We start from the raw sequence: 19,146 nt of genomic DNA, 5'->3' as shown, positions 1-19,146 counted from the left end.
CGCGGGACCAACGCGCGGGGGTGCCCACGGGGGCACAGCGCCGTTGGCGGGGGGCCCCCGGGGGCGGCCTTGGGGGTTTCCCCACCGGGGGCGGGGGGCCGCCCCGCCCCCCCGGGCGGGGCCCGTCCGCCGAGTCAAGGCGCCTCAGCGCCCTTCCAGCACCGCCCGCAGGAACTTCTGCGTCCGCTCCTCGCGGGGCTCGCTGAACAACCGCTCGGGAGTGCCCTCCTCGATGATCTTCCCCTTGTCGAACATCAGCACCCGCTGCGACACGTCCCGCGCGAAGTGCATCTCGTGCGTCACGATCAGCATCGTGATGTCGGTCGACGAGGCGATGTCACGCAGCACGTTCTGCACGTCGGCGACCAGTTCCGGGTCGAGCGCCGAGGTCACCTCGTCGAGCAGCAGGATGTCGGGCCGCATGGCCAGCGCCCGCGCGATCGCGACTCGCTGCTGCTGCCCACCCGACAGCTTCGACGGATGCGCGTTCTCCTTGTCGGACAGCCCCACCAGTTCGAGCAGCTCCCGCGCCCGCACCGCGGCCTCGTCCTTGCTCAGGCCCAGCACGTGCACCGGCGCCTCGGTGATGTTGCGCAGCACGTTCATGTTCGGGAACAGGTTGAACTGCTGGAACACCATCCCGATCCGCTTGCGCATCTGCCGCAGGTACGCCTCGTTGGCGGGCACGAGCTCCCCACCGGAGTCGCGCATGTGCGACAGGGGCTCGCCCTCGACCCAGATCACGCCGTCGGTGACCTTCTCCAAGGTCATCAGCAGCCGCAGGATCGTGGTCTTGCCCGAACCGGACGGACCGATGAGGGTCACGCGCTCGCCGGGCTTCACCGAGAAGTCGAGCTCGTCGAGCACGGTGAGCTCGCCGTAGCGCTTGACCACCTTGTCGAAGTTGACGACCGGGCCGAGAGCCTGCGTGTCGGTCTCGACCTGCGCCGCCGTGGTGTCAGTTGCCAAGACGCACCTCCAGTTTCCGCATGAGCAGTGAGGTCGGATAGCTCGCCACCAGGTAGATGAGCCCGGCGATGGTGAAGGCCTCGATGTAGAAGGCGAAGTGGTCGGAGGTGTACTCCTTGCCGACGCGGACCATCTCGGTCACCGCGATCGCCGACAGGACCGGCACCTCCTTGAACAGGATGATCACGTTGTTGCCCAGCGAGGGCAGCACGCGGCGGATCGCCTGCGGCAGGATCACGCCGAACCAGGCGCGGCCCTGCGGCAGCGACAAGGCGGTGACCGCCTCCCACTGCCCCTTCGGCACGCCTTCGATGCCGGCGCGGTAGATCTCGGCGTTGTAGGTCGCGTAGTGCACGCCGAGGACGACGATGCCGACGGTCAGCGCGTCGACGCCGATCCCGAGGTTCGGCCGGATCACGTAGTAGGCGAAGAACAGCTGCGCGATCGGCGGGGTGAAGCGGATGAACTGCAGCACCCAGCCCAGCGGGCGGCGGATGTACTCCGGTGCGGTCCGGTCGATGAAGGCGAAGACCAGGCCGAGCGTCAGCGCCAGCAGCGAGCCGAGCAGCGTCGCCAGCAGGGTGATCCGGAAGCCTTCGAGCAGCAGCGGGAAGAGTTCCAGCGCCGCCTGGTTGTTCCACCAGCTCACACGGCACCTCCCTGGTCGGCGCGGACCGGCTGCAGGAGCCGTTTACGCGGTACCGGCCGGCCGAGTTTGGCCTTGGCGTGGCCCTCCCAGGCACGCATGCCGGTGTTGAGCAGCCAGGCCAGCACGAAGTAGAGGACGAGACTGATGGAGAACGCCGCCGTCGCCTCGGTGGCGTTGGTCAGGCGGATCTTCTCGGCCTCGAAGGACAGGTCGGCGATACCGACCAGCACGACCAGCGAACTGGCCTTGAGCAGCTGGATCAGCAGGTTGCCGAACGGCGGGATCATCTCGGCCATCGCCTGCGGGACGATGACCAGGCGCAGCCGCTGGAGCGGCGTCATGTTCAGCGCGATCGTGGCCTCCCACTGCGCCTGCGGGACGGCGTTGAGGCCGCCGCGCACCACCTCGGCGCCGTAGGCGCCGTAGTTGAGGCCGAGCGCGATGATGCCGGCGTAGACCGGGTCGTCGAGCTGGAAGCCGGTCACGATCGGCATCGCGTAGACGAACCAGAACAGCTGCACCACGAGCGAGGTGCCGCGGAAGAACTCGACGATGACGCGAGAGGTGCCGCGGACCATGATCGAGCGCGAGCGGGACATCAGCCCGAACAGGAACGACAGCACGAGCGCCAGCACCGCCCCGCTCGCGGTCAGGATCAGCGTGATCCTGATGCCGCTGAGCAGCTGGGGGAGGGCGTCGGCGAAAGTCGTGAAGAAGTCACCCATGTCAGTCAGCCCTTGCAGAGCTCCGCGGTGGTCAGGTCCGCGGGCGGGATCTCGGCCTGCGTGAACCCGAAGGGTTCGATCAGCGCCAGGTAACGGGCCGAGTCGGCCTTGAGCTTGGCGAGTTCGGCGTTGAAGGCTTCGAGCAGCGAGGTGTCGGCCGAGCGGAACACCGCCGCGCCCGCGCCGGTCTGCGGCACGCCCTTCAAGGTCGGGACGAAGCCCTCGGTGACCTCCACGTCGGCGCTGTCCTTGGCCATCCAGCGCAGCGACGGGGTGGTGAGGGTGAACGCGTCGGCGTCGCCGGCGAGGATCGCCGACAGGCCGTCGGGCTGCTTGTCGACGGTGACGAGGTTGTCCTCGGACACGCCAGCGTCCTTGGCGTTGGCGGCCTCGGCGGCACCGCTCATCACGGCGAGCTTGATCCCCGCCTCGGCGACCGACTTGTAGTCGGTGAGGCCCTTCGGGTTGCCCTTGGGCACCAGCAGGCCGGCGGTGGAGATGTACTCGGGCTCGGCGAAGGCCGCCTGGCCGCAGCGCTCGGGCGTGATGAACATGCCGGCGGCGACCGCGTCGAACTGGCCCGAGGTCAGCGCCGGGATGAGCTGGCCGAATTCGACGAGTACGCCTTCCATCTCGCCGACGCCGAGGGCCTTGTACACCTCGGCGGCGATCGCGGGAGCCTCGCCGGCGAGCTTGCCGTCCTGCTCGAAGCCGTACGGGGCCTCGGCGGCGAAGCCGACCTTGACCTTGCCGTCCTTCTTGATGCGATCCAGCGTGTTGCCCGCGCCGGTGTCGGGGGTCTTGCTGCAGGCCGCGAGCAGGCCGGGCACGGCCAGCGCGCCGCCGGCCAGGAGCGTGCCGCGAAGAAGATCGCGACGGGACCAGTTCTTCTGGGCGGTCATGGTGCCGTCCTTCCAATCCTTCAGCGCCCTGCATGGGGGATATGTCAGGGCTCGTCACACTTGGCATGGGCCGTTGTGTCAAGAGACCGTATCAGGCATCGTATGTTTGTCGACAATACGATGATCTAACTTTGGTAACAACCGGCCCCGGTGCCGTCGGCCCGTCGAATCCACCGCCGCGTCATCGCCGACGGAACGCGGAACCGGGAGTCGCGCAGGGTAAATTTTCGGCTCGGGGCGCTGCCGCGCCCCCGAGATCGTCTTGCGTTCATAGGAGGTGTTGAGGTGTGACCCGGCCATCACCGCCGAGCCTGACCTCGGCTGAGCGTGCGCTCCCCAACCGGCTCGCGCCCGTGAGCCGTTACTCGACGGTCGATCTGATCGCCGAGCGCATTCGCGAGGCGATCGTGCAGGGCGATCTGCCGCCCGGTTCGCCGCTCGGCGAGGCCGAGATGGCCGAGCAGCTCGGTGTCAGCCGTGGGCCGCTCCGCGAGGGCATGCAGCGCCTCGTGCAGGAGGGCCTGCTCACGACCGTGCGCCGCCGCGGGCTCGGTGTCGCCAGCATGAGCGCCGCCGACGTCGCCGACGTCTATCAGATGCGGGCCGCCGTGGAACGGTCCGCGTGTCTGCGTCTGCTCCGTTTGGGCGCTCCCGCGCTGGCCGCGACCGTTCGGGCGCTGACCGGCGAGGTGCGCAAGATGTCGCGTGCCGCGAAGAAGGGCGCCGCCCGCCAGCTCGGCGACGCCGACCTGGCCTTCCACCGCATGCTCGTCGACTCGGCGGGCAGCCACCGGCTCAGCCGCAGCATGCGGACGCTGCTGATCGAGACGCGCCTGTCGACGTTCTCGATGCAGCACGGCCCGAGTGCCGGCTTCGTCGTCCGCGCCGACCTGGCCGAGGACCACGAGGCGATCGTCGACGCCCTCCGCGACCGCGACGAGACGCGCCTGCTGGCGCTGATCGAGTCGCACATGGAGGGGGCCGTGCGCCGCCTGACCGGGCAGAGCGTGCTCGGCCCGGACATCGAGACGCTTCAGGCACCGGTGCCCGACGAGCCGCGCGAACTCGACCCCCTCGAACTGCCCGAGGGCGTGGTCTAGGGGGCCTGCGCGTCGTCTCGTGCCAGGGCACTGTGTTGTCCGTGGGTGTGCGTGGGTGTGCGTGGGTGCGCGTGGGTGTGCGTGGGTGTGCGTGGGTGTGCGTGGGTGCGCGTGGGTGCGCGTGGGTGCGCGGGTGCGGGGACCTGTGTCCTACTCGGAGCTTTTCGCCATCTGTGTTGCCCGTGCGAGCGTGGGTGCAGGGGCGAGCGCGCCGAGCTGACGCACGCGGAGGAGGTACTGCCCGTGCGAGCGTGGGTGCAGGGGCGAGCGCGCCGAGCTGACGCACGCGGAGGAGGTACTGCCCGTGCGCGCGTGGGTGCAGGGGCGAGCGCGCCGAGCTGACGCACGCGGAGGAGGTACTGCGCGCGCGGGTGCGGGGTGGCTGCGCGATTTCCACACCCTCGGGTAACCGGCACTGCCCGTGCGAGCGCGGGTGCGGGGGCGTCCCCGGGCGAAGCCGTGCCGGTTCAGCGGTCGAGGTGACGTCCGCCCGGCGGGACGGACGCCCGTGGCGCTTCTCGCCCGTCGGCCGCGACACGCGCCCGCCGGGCGTTTCCGGGCGGGTGCCCACCGCCGTGATGGCTGTATATCGCTGCACCGGAGGGTCGCCGGGTGTCGCCGCCGACCGCCGAGGCCTGCCGGGGGTGCAGCGGACGGTGGCAACGCCGCGTCGCCCGATCGCGCACGTGGGTTCCCGTCGCGCCCCGCCGGCCAGCCGCGCCGAGCTTTCGCCATGCCGCCATTCGCCCGGGCAGGACTCTCGCCGCGACTCCCGGCGCTCGTGCCGGCCAGCTTTGCGAGCGATCCTCGCGTAGCCGTTTTTGTCGTACTCAGCCCGTATCGTGATTTTTGGGGCCCCTTTGGGGCGAGCGGGGGAGTGCGTTTTTCGCACGGCCGTCCGCCGCCGCATGTTGCCCTCAACAGCCCGAGCCTGCTCCCGCACCCACCCGGGCAAGCTCGACTTCGCCCGTTCGTTCGCTTGCTTGCCCGCTTGCCCACCCCGGGCCCCCGCACCGGCACCGGCACCGGCACCGGCGGCCGAGCCCGCCCCCACCCCTCAGGCGGTTTCGTTCGCGCCGCCCAAACCCACACAGTCCTACACCTGACAGCCTCCCCCGTCTCGGCTGGTTACGCTGCCGCTCATGGGCCGCTTTGGGGGTATTGCCGCTGGTCATCCGGCCACTGTGGATGCGGGTGCCGATGTTCTCGCTGCTGGGGGCAACGCCGCTGATGCCGCGGTCGCGGCGGTGTTCGCGTCGTGTGTCGGGGAGACGATCATGACGGGGCTGGGTGGTGGCGGGTTCGCCACGTATTTCGATGCCGCGTCGGGCGTGGTGACCTGCCTGGACTTCTTCACGGCGATTCCCGGTGTCGAGGGCGGTGTGGCGTCGTCGATGACGGCGATCGATGTCGCGTTCGGGGGTGTCCCGATGCGTTTCTCGATCGGTGGCGCGAGTGTCGGCGTCCCGGGCGTCGTCGCGGGGGCGGCCGAGTTGCATCGCCGGTGGGGTCGCACGCCGTGGACGCGGCTGCTGGAACCGGCGACGTCGCTCGCCGAGCGCGGTGTCCCGTTGCCCGACGAGCACGCGTCGACGCTCCCGTCGGTGGCTCCGGCGCTCGTCTCGGGTGAGGGCCGCGCGGCCTATGCCCCCAACGGCGAGTTGTTACGCGGCGGCCAGATCCTCTATCACCCGGGCCTCGTCGACGCTCTCGACCGCATCGCCCAGGCGGGCCCCGGCGACTTCTACACCGGCGTCCTCGGCGCGCAGCTCGTCAACGACGTTCGTGCCGCCGGCGGCGCTCTCGGCCCTGGCGACCTCGCCGCCTACCGTGTCCTGTCTGTCCCGGTGCGGCGGACGGTCTTCACCGGCCGTGTCGTCTGCGGCCGCGACGACCTCAACCACACCATTGGCACACTCGCCGCCCTGCCCGAACTGTCGCGTCTCGACGAGGGCGACCGGGCGGTCGCGGTCGCCGACGCCCTCGCCGGTCCCGACCCGGGCGGCCCCGGCGACACCACGAACATCTCGGTCATCGACCGGCACGGCAACGCCTGCGTCGTCACCACGACCCTCGGCATCGGCTCGTCGGTGTGGATCGGCGGCTACGGCGTGCACCTCAACTCGATGCTCGGCGAGGGTGAGCTCCTGCGCGGCCCGCTGACCCCGGGCCACCGCATGGGCAGCATGATGTGCCCGCTCGTGGTCCTCGACGGCCGCGGTGTCACGGTCGCGGCGGGTTCGGCGGGCGCGTCGCGGATCCGCACGGCGCTGCTGCACGTCCTGGTCAACCACCTCGTCCGCGGCGATTCGCTCGACGATGCCTTGTCGCGGCCGCGCTTCCATGTCGCCGGGCCGCTCGTGCACACTGAGCCCGGTGTCTCGACGGACGCGCTGACCTCGCTGGTCAAGGCCGGTTACGACCTCAACGAGTGGTCGACCGACCGGCACTACTTCGGTGGTGCCAGCGCGGTGACGCCGACGCAGGCCGCGGGCGATCCGCGCCGGGCGGGCGCGGGGAGGGTCGTCGCCGGCGTGTGATCAACCCCCATTCGTACGTGTCGCGGCTCGCCTATGTCGGACGGCCGTGGTTGGCTGGCGCGGTGAGTTCGCGCTTCGCCTTCCGGCGGCGGATCGAACAGGGGTCGGACCTTCCCTTCGAGCCGGATGAGACGCAGCGGGCCGTCATCGCGCATGATGCCGGTCCGCTCCTCGTGCTCGGCGGGCCCGGGACGGGCAAGACGGCGACGCTGGTCGAGTCGGTCGCCGCGCGGGTCGCGTCGGGTGTCGCGCCGGAGCGGATCCTGGTGTTCACCTTCGGGCGGCGTGGCGCGCAGCGTCTGCGCCGGGCGGTGTCCGCGCGGGTCGCGGGGCAGGCGGGCGGCACGGTCGGCGAGGTCAACGTGCACACCTTCCACGGTTACGCCTTCGCGGTGCTGCGCATGGCGGGCGGCCCCCCGCCGCGGCTGCTGACCGGTCCCGAGCAGGACCTGGTGATCCGCGAGATGCTGGCCGAGGCCGATCCCGCCGACTGGCCGGAGTCGCTGCGCGCGGCCGTCCCGACACGCGGTTTCGCCACCCAGCTGCGCGACCTGCTGCTGCGCTGTTCCGAGCGCGGTATCGGCCCGTCGCGGCTGGCGGCGCACGGGCAGGCCGAGAACCGTCCTGAGTGGACGGCCGCGGCGGCCTTCTACCACTCCTACATCGACCAGCTCGCGCTGCGCGAAGGCGGCGCCCGCTACGACACCGCCGAGATCGTGCGGGCCGCCGCGGCGCGGCTGCGCGTCGACCCGGAGCTCGCGGCGGCGAACCGTCCCGACTACGTCTACGTCGACGAACTCCACGACACCGACCCGGGCCAGCTGACGCTCCTGCGCGAGATCACCGGTCCGGGCGCGCATCTGGTCGCCTTCGGCGACCCGGACTCGGCGACCTTCGCCTTCCGCGGCGCCGACCCCGAGGGCGTGCGGCGCTTCCCCGACCAGTTCCCGGCCGTCCACGGTGACTCGGTTCTTTCGAGGAGCGCGCCGAGCGCGATCCTGTCGACCTGCCATCGTGCCGGGCCGTCGCTGATCGGCGCGGCACGCCGGGTCTCGCGTCGCCTCGCCGGTACCGGCCCGCACCGGGCGCGCGGCGCCGGACCGTCCACCGTGGACGGCGGGGTCGCGGTCCGGATGTTCGCCAGCGGCAGCGCCGAGGCCGCGCACATCGCCGACGCCCTGCGCGTCGCCCACCTCCGCGACGGCGTGCCCTGGTCGCGGATGGCGGTCCTGGTCAAGTCGACCGCCGGGCACCTGCCGGTCCTGTCCCGTGCGCTGCGGCAGGCGCAGGTTCCGATGACCGTCTCCAGCGAGGACCTGCCACTGTCGGCGCAGCCGCTCGTCCGTCCACTGTTGACGCTCATCCGTTGCGGTCTCGACCCCAAGCGCCTCGACGAGGAGACCGCCGTCGGGCTCCTCCACTCTCCCTACGGCGGTGCGGATCCGCTCGGGGAACGCAGGTTGCGTCAGGGATTGCGGGCCCTCGCCGCCCAGACCGGTGACCGCCGCGGCTCCGGCGAACTGCTCGTCGAAGCGCTGCGCGAACCGGGCCTTCTCGCCGCCCTCGACACCGAGCTTCTTCTGGCGGCGCGAACGAAACCGCCAGAGGGGCATGGGATCGGGCTCGGCCCGCCGCCGGGGCTGAAGGCTCTTGACCAACCCGAGTGGGTCCGTCCCTTGAGGACACTCGCCGACCTGCTCGCCCTGGTCCGCGACAACCAGGGCACCGTCGAGGAACTGCTCTGGATCCTCTGGGAGCACTCCGGTCTGGCCGCGACCTTGAGCGAGCTGGCCATGGGCGGTGGGCCGCGCGCCGCCGCCGCCGACGCCGACCTCGATGCCATGATGACCCTCTTCGACGGCGCCGCGAGCTTCTGCGACCGTCTGCCCGGCGCCGGTCCGGAGATCTTCGTCGAGCACGTCCTCGGCCAAGACCTCGCCGCCGACACCCTCGCCGCCCACGCCGAACGCGGCGAGGCCGTCCGCGTCGTCACCGCCCACGCCGCCAAAGGCCTGGAATGGGACCTCGTGGTCATCGCCGGTCTCCAGGAGGGCGTCTGGCCGAACCTGCGACGTCGTGACGGCCTGCTCGCCGCCGACGCCCTCGTCGACACCGACGCGGGCCGCGCCGCCAAGGCCGTCAACCGCGCGTCCGTTCTCCTGGCGGAGGAACGGCGCCTGTTCTACGTCGCGGTAGGCCGCGCTTCCCGCCGCCTGCTGGTCACCGCCGTCGACGACGAAGAGGAGAACGTGCCCAGCCGCTTCGTCGAGGAGCTGGGCGTCGCGGTCGAGGAGGCCGGTGCCCCCGACCGCCCGCTGACCCTGCCCGCTCTGGTGGCACGACTGCGATCCGCCGCCGTCGACGAGGCCGAACCGCCCGCCCGGCGCCGGGCCGCCGCCGCGCAGCTGGCGAAACTGGCCGCCGCGGGTGTCGCCGGCGCCGACCCGGAAAGCTGGTGGGGCCTGGCGCCCCTGTCCGACGAACGTCCCCTCGCCGTGGCGGGGGAGACCGTGCGGGTCTCGCCGTCGACGGCCGAGAACGTCCTCGAATGCGGCCTGCGCTGGGTCCTGGAACGCCACGGCGGATCCGAGGCGTCCGGTGCGGCACAACAGATCGGGAACCTCGTCCACGCCGCCGCCGAAGACTCCGTGGCCGCCGCCGACGTCGGCGAGGCCATGCACACCTACGTCGGCGCCAACATGGAGTCGATGCCCGTCGACGCCCCCTGGCTGACCGCGAAGCAGCGCGAACGCGTCGCGAAGATGGTCGACAAGTTCGCCGACTGGGTGCGCGACAACCCACGCGAACTCGTCGCCGCCGAACAGGGCTTCAAGGTCCGTCTGTCGGAGGGCGACGTGACGGTCGAGTTGACCGGAACCGTTGACCGCCTTGAGAAGGACGCGCAGGGCAAGCTCTACGTCGTCGACATCAAGACCGGCGCCGGGGCACCGCCCAGCGCCACCGACACCGAGCAGAACCCGCAGCTCGCCGCCTACCAGGTGGCCGCCGAGAACGGCGCCTTCGCCGAGGTCGAAGGCGTCGGCGAGGGAGCCGAGTCGGCGGGCGCGGCCCTGCTGCACATCGGCAACGACGCCAAGAGCGCCAGTGTCCGCGAACAGGGCGCACTGTCCTCTTCGGACGATCCGCGCTGGGCCGAGGGCCTCGTCCTCAACGTCGCCGAGAAGATGGCGGCGTCGACGTTCCAGGCCCGCCACACCGGCAAGTGCTCGCACTGCAAGGTCAAGGACGCGTGTCCGATCAGTGGCAAGGGAAGGCAGGTGACGGATTGAGTGGGTCTCCCGGTTTGACGGAACAGCCTCAGCCTTCCCCGGCCCCCCGGTACTCCGCCGTCGAACTGGCCCGCATGCTCGGTGACACCGACCTGCCCACCGAGCAGCAGGCCGCCGTCATCGAAGCACCGCTCACGCCGACGATCGTCGTCGCCGGCGCCGGGTCGGGCAAAACCGCGACCATGGCCGCGCGCGTGGTCTGGTTGATCGCCAACGGTTTCACCCGCCCCGAACACGTCCTCGGGCTGACCTTCACCCGCAAGGCCGCCGCCGAGCTGGGCCTGCGCGTCCGCCGCCGCCTCGCGCGCCTGGCCGGACTGTCGATCCTGCCCGACATCGAAGGCGACGACGCCGGCGAACCCACCGTCGCCACCTACCACTCCTACGCCGCCAGGGTCGTCGGCGAACACGGCCTGCGCGCCGGGATCGACGCCCAGACCAGGATGCTGTCGGAATCGGCCGCCTGGCAGCTCGCCGACTCCGTCGTGCGCGCCTACGGCGGGGACATGAGCCACGTCGACCTCGAACTGTCCACAGTGGTCGACCGCGTGCGCTCGCTGGCCGGTGAACTCGCCGAGCACCTGTGCACCTCCGACGAGCTGCGCCGCTTCACCGACGACATCGTCGAGAGCATCGAGGAGACCGTCGGCACACGATCCAATGAGGACATTCGCAACACACTGGCCGCCCAGCACGCGCGGGTGCAGCTGCTCCCACTCGTCGAGGCCTACCACGACCGCAAACGCGAACTCGGCGCCTCCGACTTCGCCGACGTCATGGAACACGCCGCCCGGCTCGCCGTCAGCGTGCCGGAAGTCGGGGAAGCCGAACGCGACAAGCACCGCGTCGTCCTGCTCGACGAGTACCAGGACACCAGCCACGCGCAGGTCGTGCTGCTGCGATCCCTGTTCGGCGACGGGCACCCGGTCACCGCCGTCGGCGACCCCTGCCAGTCCATCTACGGCTGGCGAGGTGCCAGTTCGGGGACCCTCAACCGCTTCAACGACTCCTTCCCACCCGCCGAAGGCGCCGCCGCGTCACGTTTCGAGCTCACCGTCTCCTGGCGCAACCGCGCGCGAATCCTCACCGTCGCCAACGCGATCTCGCGGCCCCTGCGCGACGGCGGGCACTCCGTCGCGGCCCTCTCACCGGGCGCCCCCGGCGCCGGAGACGTGCGCTGTGCCCTGCTGCCGACGGTTCTCGACGAGGCCGAGTACCTCGCCGACGCCGTCGAGGAGCTGTGGGGCGCGGACTGGCCCTCCGTGCCGCCCACCGAGCTGCCGAGCACCGCGTTCCTGGTCCGCAAACGCAGCCAGATCCCGCTGCTGGAACGGTCCCTGCGCGACCGGGGCCTGCCCGTCGAGATCGTCGGCGTCGGCGGACTCCTCGACGTCCCCGAAGTCCGCGAGGTCTACTGCACCCTGCGGGTTCTCGCCGACCCCGGCGCCGGTGGGCAGCTCATCCGCCTGCTCACGGGACCTCGTTGGCGCCTCGGTCCGCGAGACCTCGTCGCTCTGTACCGCAGGGCCACCGAACTCGCGGAGGAGCGCGGCTTCAACAAGAGGAGCCGCAACACCGACCGCGCCGAGGAGACCGCGCTCGCCGAGGCGATCGCCGATCCGGGCGACGAGGAGAACTACACCGAGGTCGCTTACGAGCGCATCACGGCGCTGCGGGACGAGATCGCGGCACTCAGGTCGCGATTGTCCCAGCCGCTGCCCGAGCTGATCGCCGACATCGAACGCACGACGGGACTCGACGTCGAGGTGTCGTTGCATCGCGGCGACCGGACCCAGCTCGACGCCTTCGCCGACCTGGCGGCGAAGTACTCGTCGGATTCCCAGATCGCGTCCCTGACAGGCTTTCTGGCGTATCTGGCCGCCGCCGAGGACACCGAGCGCGGCCTTGAGACCGCGCCTGCCAAACCCCAGCCGGGCGCCGTGCAGATCCTCACCGTCCACGCCGCGAAGGGCCTGGAGTGGGACCTGGTCGCCGTCGCCGGGCTCGCCAAGGGCGTGTTCCCCAGCGACAGGGCCCGATCCAGCTGGCTCACCTCGGCCGGTGAACTCCCCATCCCGCTGAGGGGCGACGCCGACGACCTGCCGGAGCTGGAACTGTCGGGAACGACTGCCGCCAAAGCGATCAAGGCCTTCAAGGCGGCCTGGCGCGAACACGACTTGGCCGAGGACAGAAGGCTGGCGTACGTCGCCTTCACCCGCGCCCGGCACACTCTGCTGGCCAGTGGTTTCTGGTGGAGCGAGACCGGCGCGAGGGCCTGTGGTCCGTCGGTGTTCCTGGAGGAGCTGAGGTCCGCAGAGGCCACCGTCGATCAGTGGGCCGAGCGCCCGACCGACGAGCGCAACCCCATGTTGGACAACCCGGTCAGTGCGACGTGGCCCGTGGCGGCGCCCCTGGGCGAGCGGCAGTCGGCGGTTGCCGAGGCGGCCGCGCTCGTTCGGGCCGCCGCCACCGAGTCCTCCGACCCCGCGCCGGAGGAATCAGAGGAAGACGAGGTCGCCACGGCCTGGGCACTGGAAGCGGAGTTGCTGCTGGCCGAGCGCGACAAGGCCGCGTCGGGAACGACGGAGCTGTTCCTGCCGGGACAGCTGTCGGTGTCGCAGCTGGTGGCGATGCGCAAAGACCTCGACGGCTTCGCGGAGAAGCTGCGCCGGCCGCTGCCCGAGCAGCCCGAACCCAGGACGCGTCGGGGGACGGCGTTCCATGCGTGGGTCGAGGAGTACTACGGCGTGCGGCCGTTGCTGGATCTGGACGATCTGCCGGGAGCGTCCGATGAGGACGGAGCGCCCGACGCCGAACTCGAACGCCTGAAGGAACGCTTCGGGGTGAGCCGGTGGGCCTCGCGCCTGCCGGTGGCGGTCGAGGTGCCGTTCGTGACGCTGGTCGGTGGTGTGCCTGTTCGGGGGCGGATCGACGCGGTGTTCAAGGCTGCGGATTCGGAGCAGTACGACTATGAGGTAGTGGATTGGAAGACCGGCCGCGCGCCCAGGGGGTTGGAACCGAGGCGGGTTGCGGCGGTGCAGTTGGCGGCCTACCGGCAGGCGTGGGCTGGGCTGAGGGGTGTGGAGCCCGAGCGCGTGCGGGCGTGCTTCTACTACGTCGGCGAGGGGCGGACGGTCGAGGTGGGGGAGCTGCCGGAGCTGGAGGGCTTGCTGCCGGGGTAGGGGTCTCGCAGGCCTCACTTCCGTTTCCTGGCTGGTGTTGCGTGTGTCCTCGTGTCTCGCGCTCGTTTCTTGTGGCTTGTGGCTCGCGTGTGTGGAGGCCCGCCTTCGTTCCTCGTTGTTCGCCGAGAACTGTCGCAGCCTCGTGCGATCGTTGTAGACGGGGCGATTCGAGCTGGCCGCATATATGGCGCCACCTAGCCCACCCCTCCCGTGGTCTCCCGTCTCTTGGTCGCAACCCCAACCCGATCGTCGGCCGCGGATTGCGTTGTGTCCGGCGTTAGTGCAAACCCGGTGAATAGCAGCTGCGCTGCGTAGGGTTCCCGACCAAGGTGGGGACTCTGTCCCCAGTCCCCTGCTGGGGACTCCGTCCCCAGACCCCGGGCCTCCCTCAAGAGACTCGAAAGACCGGGGCTCTTCCGGGTGGGTGCGTGGTGGCGGTTTAGGGCAGAGAAGTGGCCGGAGTGATTCCTTACCGGTGTCTCCGTCTTACGGCCCTTTCAAGGGCACATGAAGAACCTGTCGGGGTCAAGGGAAAGAGCGCCCTTGACCCCGACAGAACCTCCATGTCGTCCAATCAACGGCCGACCGACGGAGACACACCTAGAAGGAGGGGAGTATGTCGCGCTGACGCGCGACCAAAAGGGCCATCCCGGGCGGTGAGGGGTGGTCCTGCTGACGCTCCCACCGGTACGCGAAGAGAGGTGCCCGGCGTTCGGAACTCAGGCGAGGCCCGTGATGAAGCCGCGCCAGGTCTCGCGGTCCACCGTGAGGACCGGGCAGGTGGGGAAGGCCGCCAGCTTGGAGTCGCGGATGAGGACGGCGGAGGGGGCGGCGACTTCGACGCAGTTCCCGCCGTTACCGTGGCTGTGGCTGGACTTGCGCCAGGCCGCCTCAAGGCACGCGCCCCCGTTGCCGGTGCTGTGGCTCGATTTACGCCATACAAACTGTGTCATCAGAGTTCCCTTGCGAGCTTTCGGATCATCGACACGGATTTCGCCGGCGAAAGTGCAGCCTCTGCGAGTCCTTCGAAGAGCGAGTCGTACACCGCAACCTCATTGTCCTCTTCCAGGTACAAACCACCTACGTGCGTTTCCAGGTACACCACACCGGCGTCCCCTGGCGCTGAGAATTCCAGGACGTGGAAGCTGCCTTCGAGTCCTGGTTCAGCTCCGCTACTGAAGGGGAGAACCTGCACTGTGGTGCCGTGATCAGAGTGCAGCCTTGCAAGGAATTCGAGCTGTTCACGCATGACCAGTCGCCCGCCGATCCTGCGGTGAAGGCAGGCTTCGTCAACGATCGCGTGCAGGAAGAGCGGGTTTTCAGGGCTGTGCAGGCGTCCCTGGCGGCGCAGCCGGTTCTCCACATACTCGTTGACGAGGCGTTCATCGCGTTGCGGATCCTCACGGAAGATCGCCTCCATGTAGCCGCGCGTCTGGAGCAGGCCCGGCACTACGCCGAGCTCGAAATTCCGGACAGCAGTGGCGCCCCACTCCAGCCCGATGAAGGCCGAGAACCAGCCCGGCACCCCTGCAGCCCCGTCCCACCACCCCTTCTCCTTGGCTTTCGCCGCCAGGTCCAGGTACCAGACCTGCCGTTCGGCTGGCACCTTGTACATCTGGAGCATCACCAGCAGGTCCGAACGGCGCGGCAGGTTTCGCCGCGTCTCCATGTGCCCCACGCGTCCCGGCGTGCAGCCGAGTTCGCGGGCGACGTCGGCCTGGCTCAGGCCCGCTCGGGTTCGCAGTTGCCGCAGTTCATTCGCGAGCAGGCGGGCGGCGACCGTCGGGCTGCCTTCTTGCGCTTGCTTACGCCGTGGCATCTGTCGGGTTCCTGTCAGTAGACGCGTGGTCGTGACACGCACGAAGGCTAGGTACTTGTTCGCTAGGTGGCCTAAAACTATCGTCTACTGATAGCACTCGGCAACCGTAGAGGAGCACACGGTGATCAACGAAGAGCCGTCCCAAGAGGTCACGTACGAATACCTCCTCTGGGAGATCTGCAAGTCCCCCGAGGACGCGTCCATCCACTTCATCCTCCGGGATTCCAAGACCCTCCCCGTCGCGTCCCTCCGCCCCCTGCGCGCGAACCTCGTCCCGTGGGCCATCTCCTCCCTCTCCGCCACCTTCCACGACCTCGGCCTCTTCTACGCCGTCCTCGCCCCCGCCGACCCCGAAGGCGAACACACCGCCCTCCCCGTCGACTCCCACTACCTCACCTGGGGCACCGGCACGATCGCCGCCTTACTTGGACACCGCGCACTAGCCTCGCGGAATGCCCAAACCCCAGCCCAAGCCCGCCACCACACTCGTCTTCCCGCCCCTCTACATCGCGCTGGCCGTCGCGACCGTCGTCCTGTCGCTTGAGTCCCCGTACCGTCCACGCGCCACCGAGACCGGCCCCTACGACTACGGCTCGGTCTGGACCATCTCCGGCCGTGTCACCGGCGCCACGAGTCTCTCGGCCATGGCGATCCTGTTCCTCGTCAGCCTGGCCGGCGTCGCGGCGTTCGCTCACCGGAGTCGTCACGCGGCCGCGCCCGTGCCCGTCATCCTCGCGGGGCTGCTGTTCGCGGCCCTGCTCCCCGCCCACCCCGGCATCGTGTCCGACGACCCGCCGCTGACCACCCCCGGCCGCTACCTCGTCGCCGTCGCCTGCGCGTCGATCGCGGTGGCAGCCGTACACATCGCGGTCCTCAGGCGCTCGCCGCGTCCCGCACGCTCTTCGCCGTGACCTCCACCGACGCACCCCCGTCCACGACCAGCCCGCACGCCGCCCGCAGCGGTTCCACGTGCTGTTCGTGCTGTGCGCGCCTGCGCGGGTAGTTCCGCAGCAGCACCTCCAGGGGGAAGCCGCCGCGTACGCACTTCCGCTCGATCTTGCGCGCCAGTCGCAGGTCCGCGGCCAGGTCCACGAACACGTCCAGGCGGCGGCACTCGACCGCCACCATCCGCGCGAACATCCCTTCGACGACGACCACCCGGCCTGTCCCGAGCGCCGCCGCCGTGTCCTCGTTCAGCCGCGCGAAGTCCACCGACGCCGGGTCGCCGACGTCGATCCACGGCCCGCTGCCATCGGGGTCGTGGGACCAGATCCCGCCTTCCGCAGGTGATCCGAAGTAGTAGTCGTCGCCGTGCAGCACGGTCGCCGTGAGCGCGGCCGCGAGCGTCGTCTTCCCCGAACCCGCTCCGCCGGTCAGCGTGATCAGCATGCACCGAACCTAGGGGCGCCCAGGTGCTCGTGCGCGGCGGGCGCGATGAGGTCGGCCGCAGTCGCCTGACCGGTGCTCACAGCACCCGCACCGACTCGAACACCTCGTGCAGCACCCCGTCGAGGTCTCCCCGCGCGTCGGGCACCGTCACGTACACGACTCCCACGCCCCGGTCGGTGTCGACGAGCAGCGTCCCCTGCAGCTCGCTCTTCGACTCGAAGCGGTCGTCGATGACCTTGTAGCGCGTGATGTTGAGCCAGGCGGCGCGTCCGTCGATCTCGCGGTCGCCCTGTTCGACGACGTCGGTCCCGGCGGCGCCGTCGCGGTAGCCGGTCATCGCGATGATGTCGGCGACGGCGAGCGCGCCCAGGCAGCCGAGGTCGGTGACGAGGGCGTCGCCCACGACGTTGGGCATGCGCGTCGAGGAGATGACGGCCCAGTTCTGGGTTCCGTCATCGCCGGTTTCGGCGAGGAGCATCTGCCCGCCGTCGAAGGCGAGCTGCAGTTCGGGCGTCGACCACTGCAGGTCGAAGGGCTGCCAGGGGTCGCCGAAGGTGCGGTAGGCCAGCCCGGCTTCGGGGTCTGTGGTGACGGCGTCGCCGGGTTCGCCGGTCAGGGGTTCACCCGTCGCGGCCGGGTCCACTGTGGTCAGACACTGCGAGATCTTCTCGGTGTAGGCGTCGATCTCGACGGGCTCGTCGTCGGGGCTGCCCGAACCGGTCGAGGTGCAGGCCGACAGCAGCAGCGCAAGCACCGATATGACGGCTGAAATTCGGGCGCGTTCACTGTTCCAGGACACTTGATCACCCTTATGCTAAGTGGCGACCGTCACAGATCATCTACTGTGGACGGTCTTCGCGCCCCCGCGACGAAGGAGCCCTCCATGCCCGGCGTCACCCACCGGCTGAGACTGGCCGGCACGACTTTAATCACCGCGCTCGCCGTCCTCGCGGCGATCCTCACCGCCTCCCCGGCACAGGCGGCCGCCGCGAAGTACGTCGCCCTCGGCGACTCGTACTCCTCGGGTGTCGGCACCCGTGAGTACCTCGCCGACGACGGTTGCTACCGCTCGCGGCACGCCTATCCCTATAAGGCCGCCGCCGAGATCGGCGCGACGTTGAGCTTCCAGGCCTGCTCGGGCGCCAAGACCGCCGACGTGCTCAGCAAGCAGCTGGGCACCCTGGCGGCCGACACCGATCTGGTCACGATATCCATCGGCGGCAACGACGCCGGGTTCTCCTCGGTGATCACGCAGTGCGCCAAGCCGTGGCCGTACACGTGCACCAAGGAGATCAACGCCGCCAACGCCTTCATCCGCGACACCCTGCCCGGCCGACTGAACAACGTCTACGACCAGATCCGGGCGAAGGCGCCCAACGCCCGCGTGGTCGTCGTCGGGTACCCGAGGCTCTTCAACGGCGAGACCTGCAACGCCCTCGCCCGCATCAGCGCCGGGGAGCAGTCCTCCCTCAACGCGACCGCCGATCTGCTGGCCACGACGACGAAGGCGCGCGCCTCCGCGCACGGCTTCTCCTTTGTGGACCCTCGCGATCCCTTCGAGGGGCACCAGGTCTGCGACGACTCCGAGTGGGTCAACGGACTGTCGAACCCGATCGTGGAGTCCTACCACCCGAACCGCAACGGCCAGACCGCCTACACCGGCCTGGTCAAACCGCTTCTCGTCTGAGGATTCCCTGGGACCTGAACTTCCACTAACCTGGCGTCGACCTGTATTACCAACCGGTAACAGGTCGACGCTTTTCCCTCGCCCCCAAGGAGACCGCAATGGCAAGACGCCTCCCGCGCCTGCTGGCTTTAACGGCCGCGCTGGCCACGGCACTCACGGTTTTGGCCGCCGCCCCGGCACAGGCGGCCGCCCAGGACTACGTCGCCCTCGGCGACTCGTATTCCTCGGGAACCGGTACCGGCTCGTACATCGAGACCGGTTGCTACACCTCGACGCACGCCTACCCGTACCAGCTCGCGCAGCAGATCGGCGCGAACTTCTCGTTCAAGGCGTGCTCCGGCGCCCGGACCGGGGACGTGCTGAACAACCAGGTGTCGGCGCTCAACGCCAACACCGACCTGGTCACCATCTCCATCGGTGGCAACGACGCCGGCTTCGCCGATGTGGTCACGCAGTGCAACATCCCCTTCAGCAACTGCAATGACGACATCGCCAACGCCAACAGCTACATCGCCAACACGCTGCCGGGCAAGCTCGACGCCGTGTACGACCAGATCAGTTCCCGGGCGCCGAACGCGCGAGTCATCGTCGTCGGCTACCCGAAGCTGTTCAAGGGCAACAACTGCTCGGTCATCAACGGCATCAGCGCCGCCGAGCGCACCGCCTTGAACGACACCGCCGACCGGCTGTCGGGCACGATCGGCAACCGCGCGGCCGCGCACGGCTTCACCTACGCCGACGCGAGGTCGACGTTCGGCGGGCACGCCATCTGCGACTCGCCGTCGTGGATCAACGGGCTCAGCTGGCCGATCATCGAGTCGTACCACCCGAACCGCCTCGGGCACGACGGGTACACCTCGCTGGTGGCGGGGAAGCTGTAGCCGCGAGCGAGAA

16 protein-coding genes are annotated in these 19,146 nt (G+C 69.9%); 8 read left to right on the top strand and 8 right to left on the bottom strand.

The annotated features are described in order from the left end of the window. Positions 1-144: 144 nt before the first annotated feature. The 4 genes from ehuA to ehuB are packed head-to-tail and all read right to left on the bottom strand — an operon-like array spanning position 145 to position 3,245. Positions 145-969: an ectoine/hydroxyectoine ABC transporter ATP-binding protein EhuA gene (gene ehuA / locus HNR73_RS04800; RefSeq protein WP_184786040.1), complete on the bottom strand. Its 825-nt coding sequence runs from the start codon at positions 967-969 to the stop codon at positions 145-147. Next, a complete protein-coding gene (gene ehuD / locus HNR73_RS04795; protein WP_184786039.1) occupies positions 959-1,618 on the bottom strand; it encodes an ectoine/hydroxyectoine ABC transporter permease subunit EhuD in 660 nt (219 codons plus the stop codon). The genes ehuA and ehuD overlap by 11 nt, the downstream gene beginning before the upstream one ends. Further along, positions 1,615-2,343: an ectoine/hydroxyectoine ABC transporter permease subunit EhuC gene (ehuC, locus tag HNR73_RS04790; protein ID WP_184786038.1), complete on the bottom strand. Its 729-nt coding sequence runs from the start codon at positions 2,341-2,343 to the stop codon at positions 1,615-1,617. Before ehuC ends, ehuD begins: the two co-directional genes overlap by 4 nt. A 5-nt stretch (positions 2,344-2,348) precedes the next feature. Beyond that, positions 2,349-3,245, bottom strand: coding sequence for an ectoine/hydroxyectoine ABC transporter substrate-binding protein EhuB (ehuB, locus tag HNR73_RS04785; RefSeq protein ID WP_184786037.1), 897 nt, complete (start codon positions 3,243-3,245; stop codon positions 2,349-2,351). A 287-nt stretch (positions 3,246-3,532) separates the two neighbouring features. On the opposite strand from ehuB, the gene HNR73_RS04780 reads away from it, so the two are divergent. From HNR73_RS04780 to HNR73_RS04765, 4 genes are all read left to right on the top strand, one after another. Then, on the top strand, positions 3,533-4,345 hold the full coding sequence (locus tag HNR73_RS04780) for a GntR family transcriptional regulator (protein ID WP_184786036.1): 813 nt from the start codon (positions 3,533-3,535) through the stop codon (positions 4,343-4,345). Between the two features lie 1,142 nt (positions 4,346-5,487). Continuing rightward, the gene (locus tag HNR73_RS04775; protein ID WP_184786035.1) at positions 5,488-6,885 is read left to right on the top strand and encodes a gamma-glutamyltransferase; all 1,398 of its coding nucleotides are present in this window, start codon (positions 5,488-5,490) and stop codon (positions 6,883-6,885) included. 62 nt (positions 6,886-6,947) lie between these two features. Beyond that, positions 6,948-10,175 (top strand): ATP-dependent helicase, encoded by a 3,228-nt coding sequence (locus tag HNR73_RS04770; protein WP_239122021.1) that lies wholly within the window; start codon positions 6,948-6,950, stop codon positions 10,173-10,175. A 74-nt stretch (positions 10,176-10,249) separates the two neighbouring features. Continuing rightward, positions 10,250-13,357, top strand: a complete 3,108-nt coding sequence (locus HNR73_RS04765; RefSeq protein WP_184786034.1) for an ATP-dependent helicase — start codon at positions 10,250-10,252, stop codon at positions 13,355-13,357. Positions 13,358-14,076: 719 nt separating this feature from the next. Here the strand turns inward: HNR73_RS04765 and HNR73_RS04760 are convergent. Beyond that, positions 14,077-14,310, bottom strand: a complete 234-nt coding sequence (locus HNR73_RS04760) for a DUF397 domain-containing protein (protein WP_184786033.1) — start codon at positions 14,308-14,310, stop codon at positions 14,077-14,079. Beyond that, the gene (locus HNR73_RS04755) at positions 14,310-15,176 is read right to left on the bottom strand and encodes a helix-turn-helix domain-containing protein (protein WP_184786032.1); all 867 of its coding nucleotides are present in this window, start codon (positions 15,174-15,176) and stop codon (positions 14,310-14,312) included. Before HNR73_RS04755 ends, HNR73_RS04760 begins: the two co-directional genes overlap by 1 nt. A 121-nt stretch (positions 15,177-15,297) precedes the next feature. On the opposite strand from HNR73_RS04755, the gene HNR73_RS04750 reads away from it, so the two are divergent. Beyond that, positions 15,298-15,720 carry a hypothetical protein gene (locus tag HNR73_RS04750; RefSeq protein WP_184786031.1) on the top strand — a complete coding sequence of 141 codons (423 nt, stop codon included), beginning with the start codon at positions 15,298-15,300 and terminating at the stop codon, positions 15,718-15,720. Next, positions 15,629-16,087 (top strand): hypothetical protein, encoded by a 459-nt coding sequence (locus HNR73_RS04745; RefSeq protein ID WP_184786030.1) that lies wholly within the window; start codon positions 15,629-15,631, stop codon positions 16,085-16,087. Before HNR73_RS04750 ends, HNR73_RS04745 begins: the two co-directional genes overlap by 92 nt. Here HNR73_RS04745 and HNR73_RS04740 read toward each other — a convergent pair. Then, positions 16,050-16,565: a hypothetical protein gene (locus HNR73_RS04740; RefSeq protein WP_184786029.1), complete on the bottom strand. Its 516-nt coding sequence runs from the start codon at positions 16,563-16,565 to the stop codon at positions 16,050-16,052. The two genes, HNR73_RS04745 and HNR73_RS04740, sit on opposite strands and share 38 nt — an antisense overlap. Positions 16,566-16,641: 76 nt before the next feature. After that, positions 16,642-17,364, bottom strand: coding sequence for a hypothetical protein (locus tag HNR73_RS04735; RefSeq protein WP_184786028.1), 723 nt, complete (start codon positions 17,362-17,364; stop codon positions 16,642-16,644). A gap of 84 nt (positions 17,365-17,448) precedes the next feature. Between HNR73_RS04735 and HNR73_RS04730 the strand changes: the two genes are divergently transcribed. Together HNR73_RS04730 and HNR73_RS04725 are read left to right on the top strand one after the other, a co-directional pair. Next, positions 17,449-18,252 (top strand): SGNH/GDSL hydrolase family protein, encoded by an 804-nt coding sequence (locus tag HNR73_RS04730; RefSeq protein ID WP_184786027.1) that lies wholly within the window; start codon positions 17,449-17,451, stop codon positions 18,250-18,252. Between the two features lie 98 nt (positions 18,253-18,350). Beyond that, positions 18,351-19,133, top strand: a complete 783-nt coding sequence (locus HNR73_RS04725; protein ID WP_184786026.1) for an SGNH/GDSL hydrolase family protein — start codon at positions 18,351-18,353, stop codon at positions 19,131-19,133. Positions 19,134-19,146 lie beyond the last annotated feature (13 nt).

The sequence above is a fragment of the Phytomonospora endophytica genome (genome assembly GCF_014202425.1).
GTDB lineage: Bacteria > Actinomycetota > Actinomycetes > Mycobacteriales > Micromonosporaceae > Phytomonospora > Phytomonospora endophytica.
Note: the sequence above shows the minus strand (reverse complement) of the source record. Positions and strands in the feature narration are given on the sequence as shown.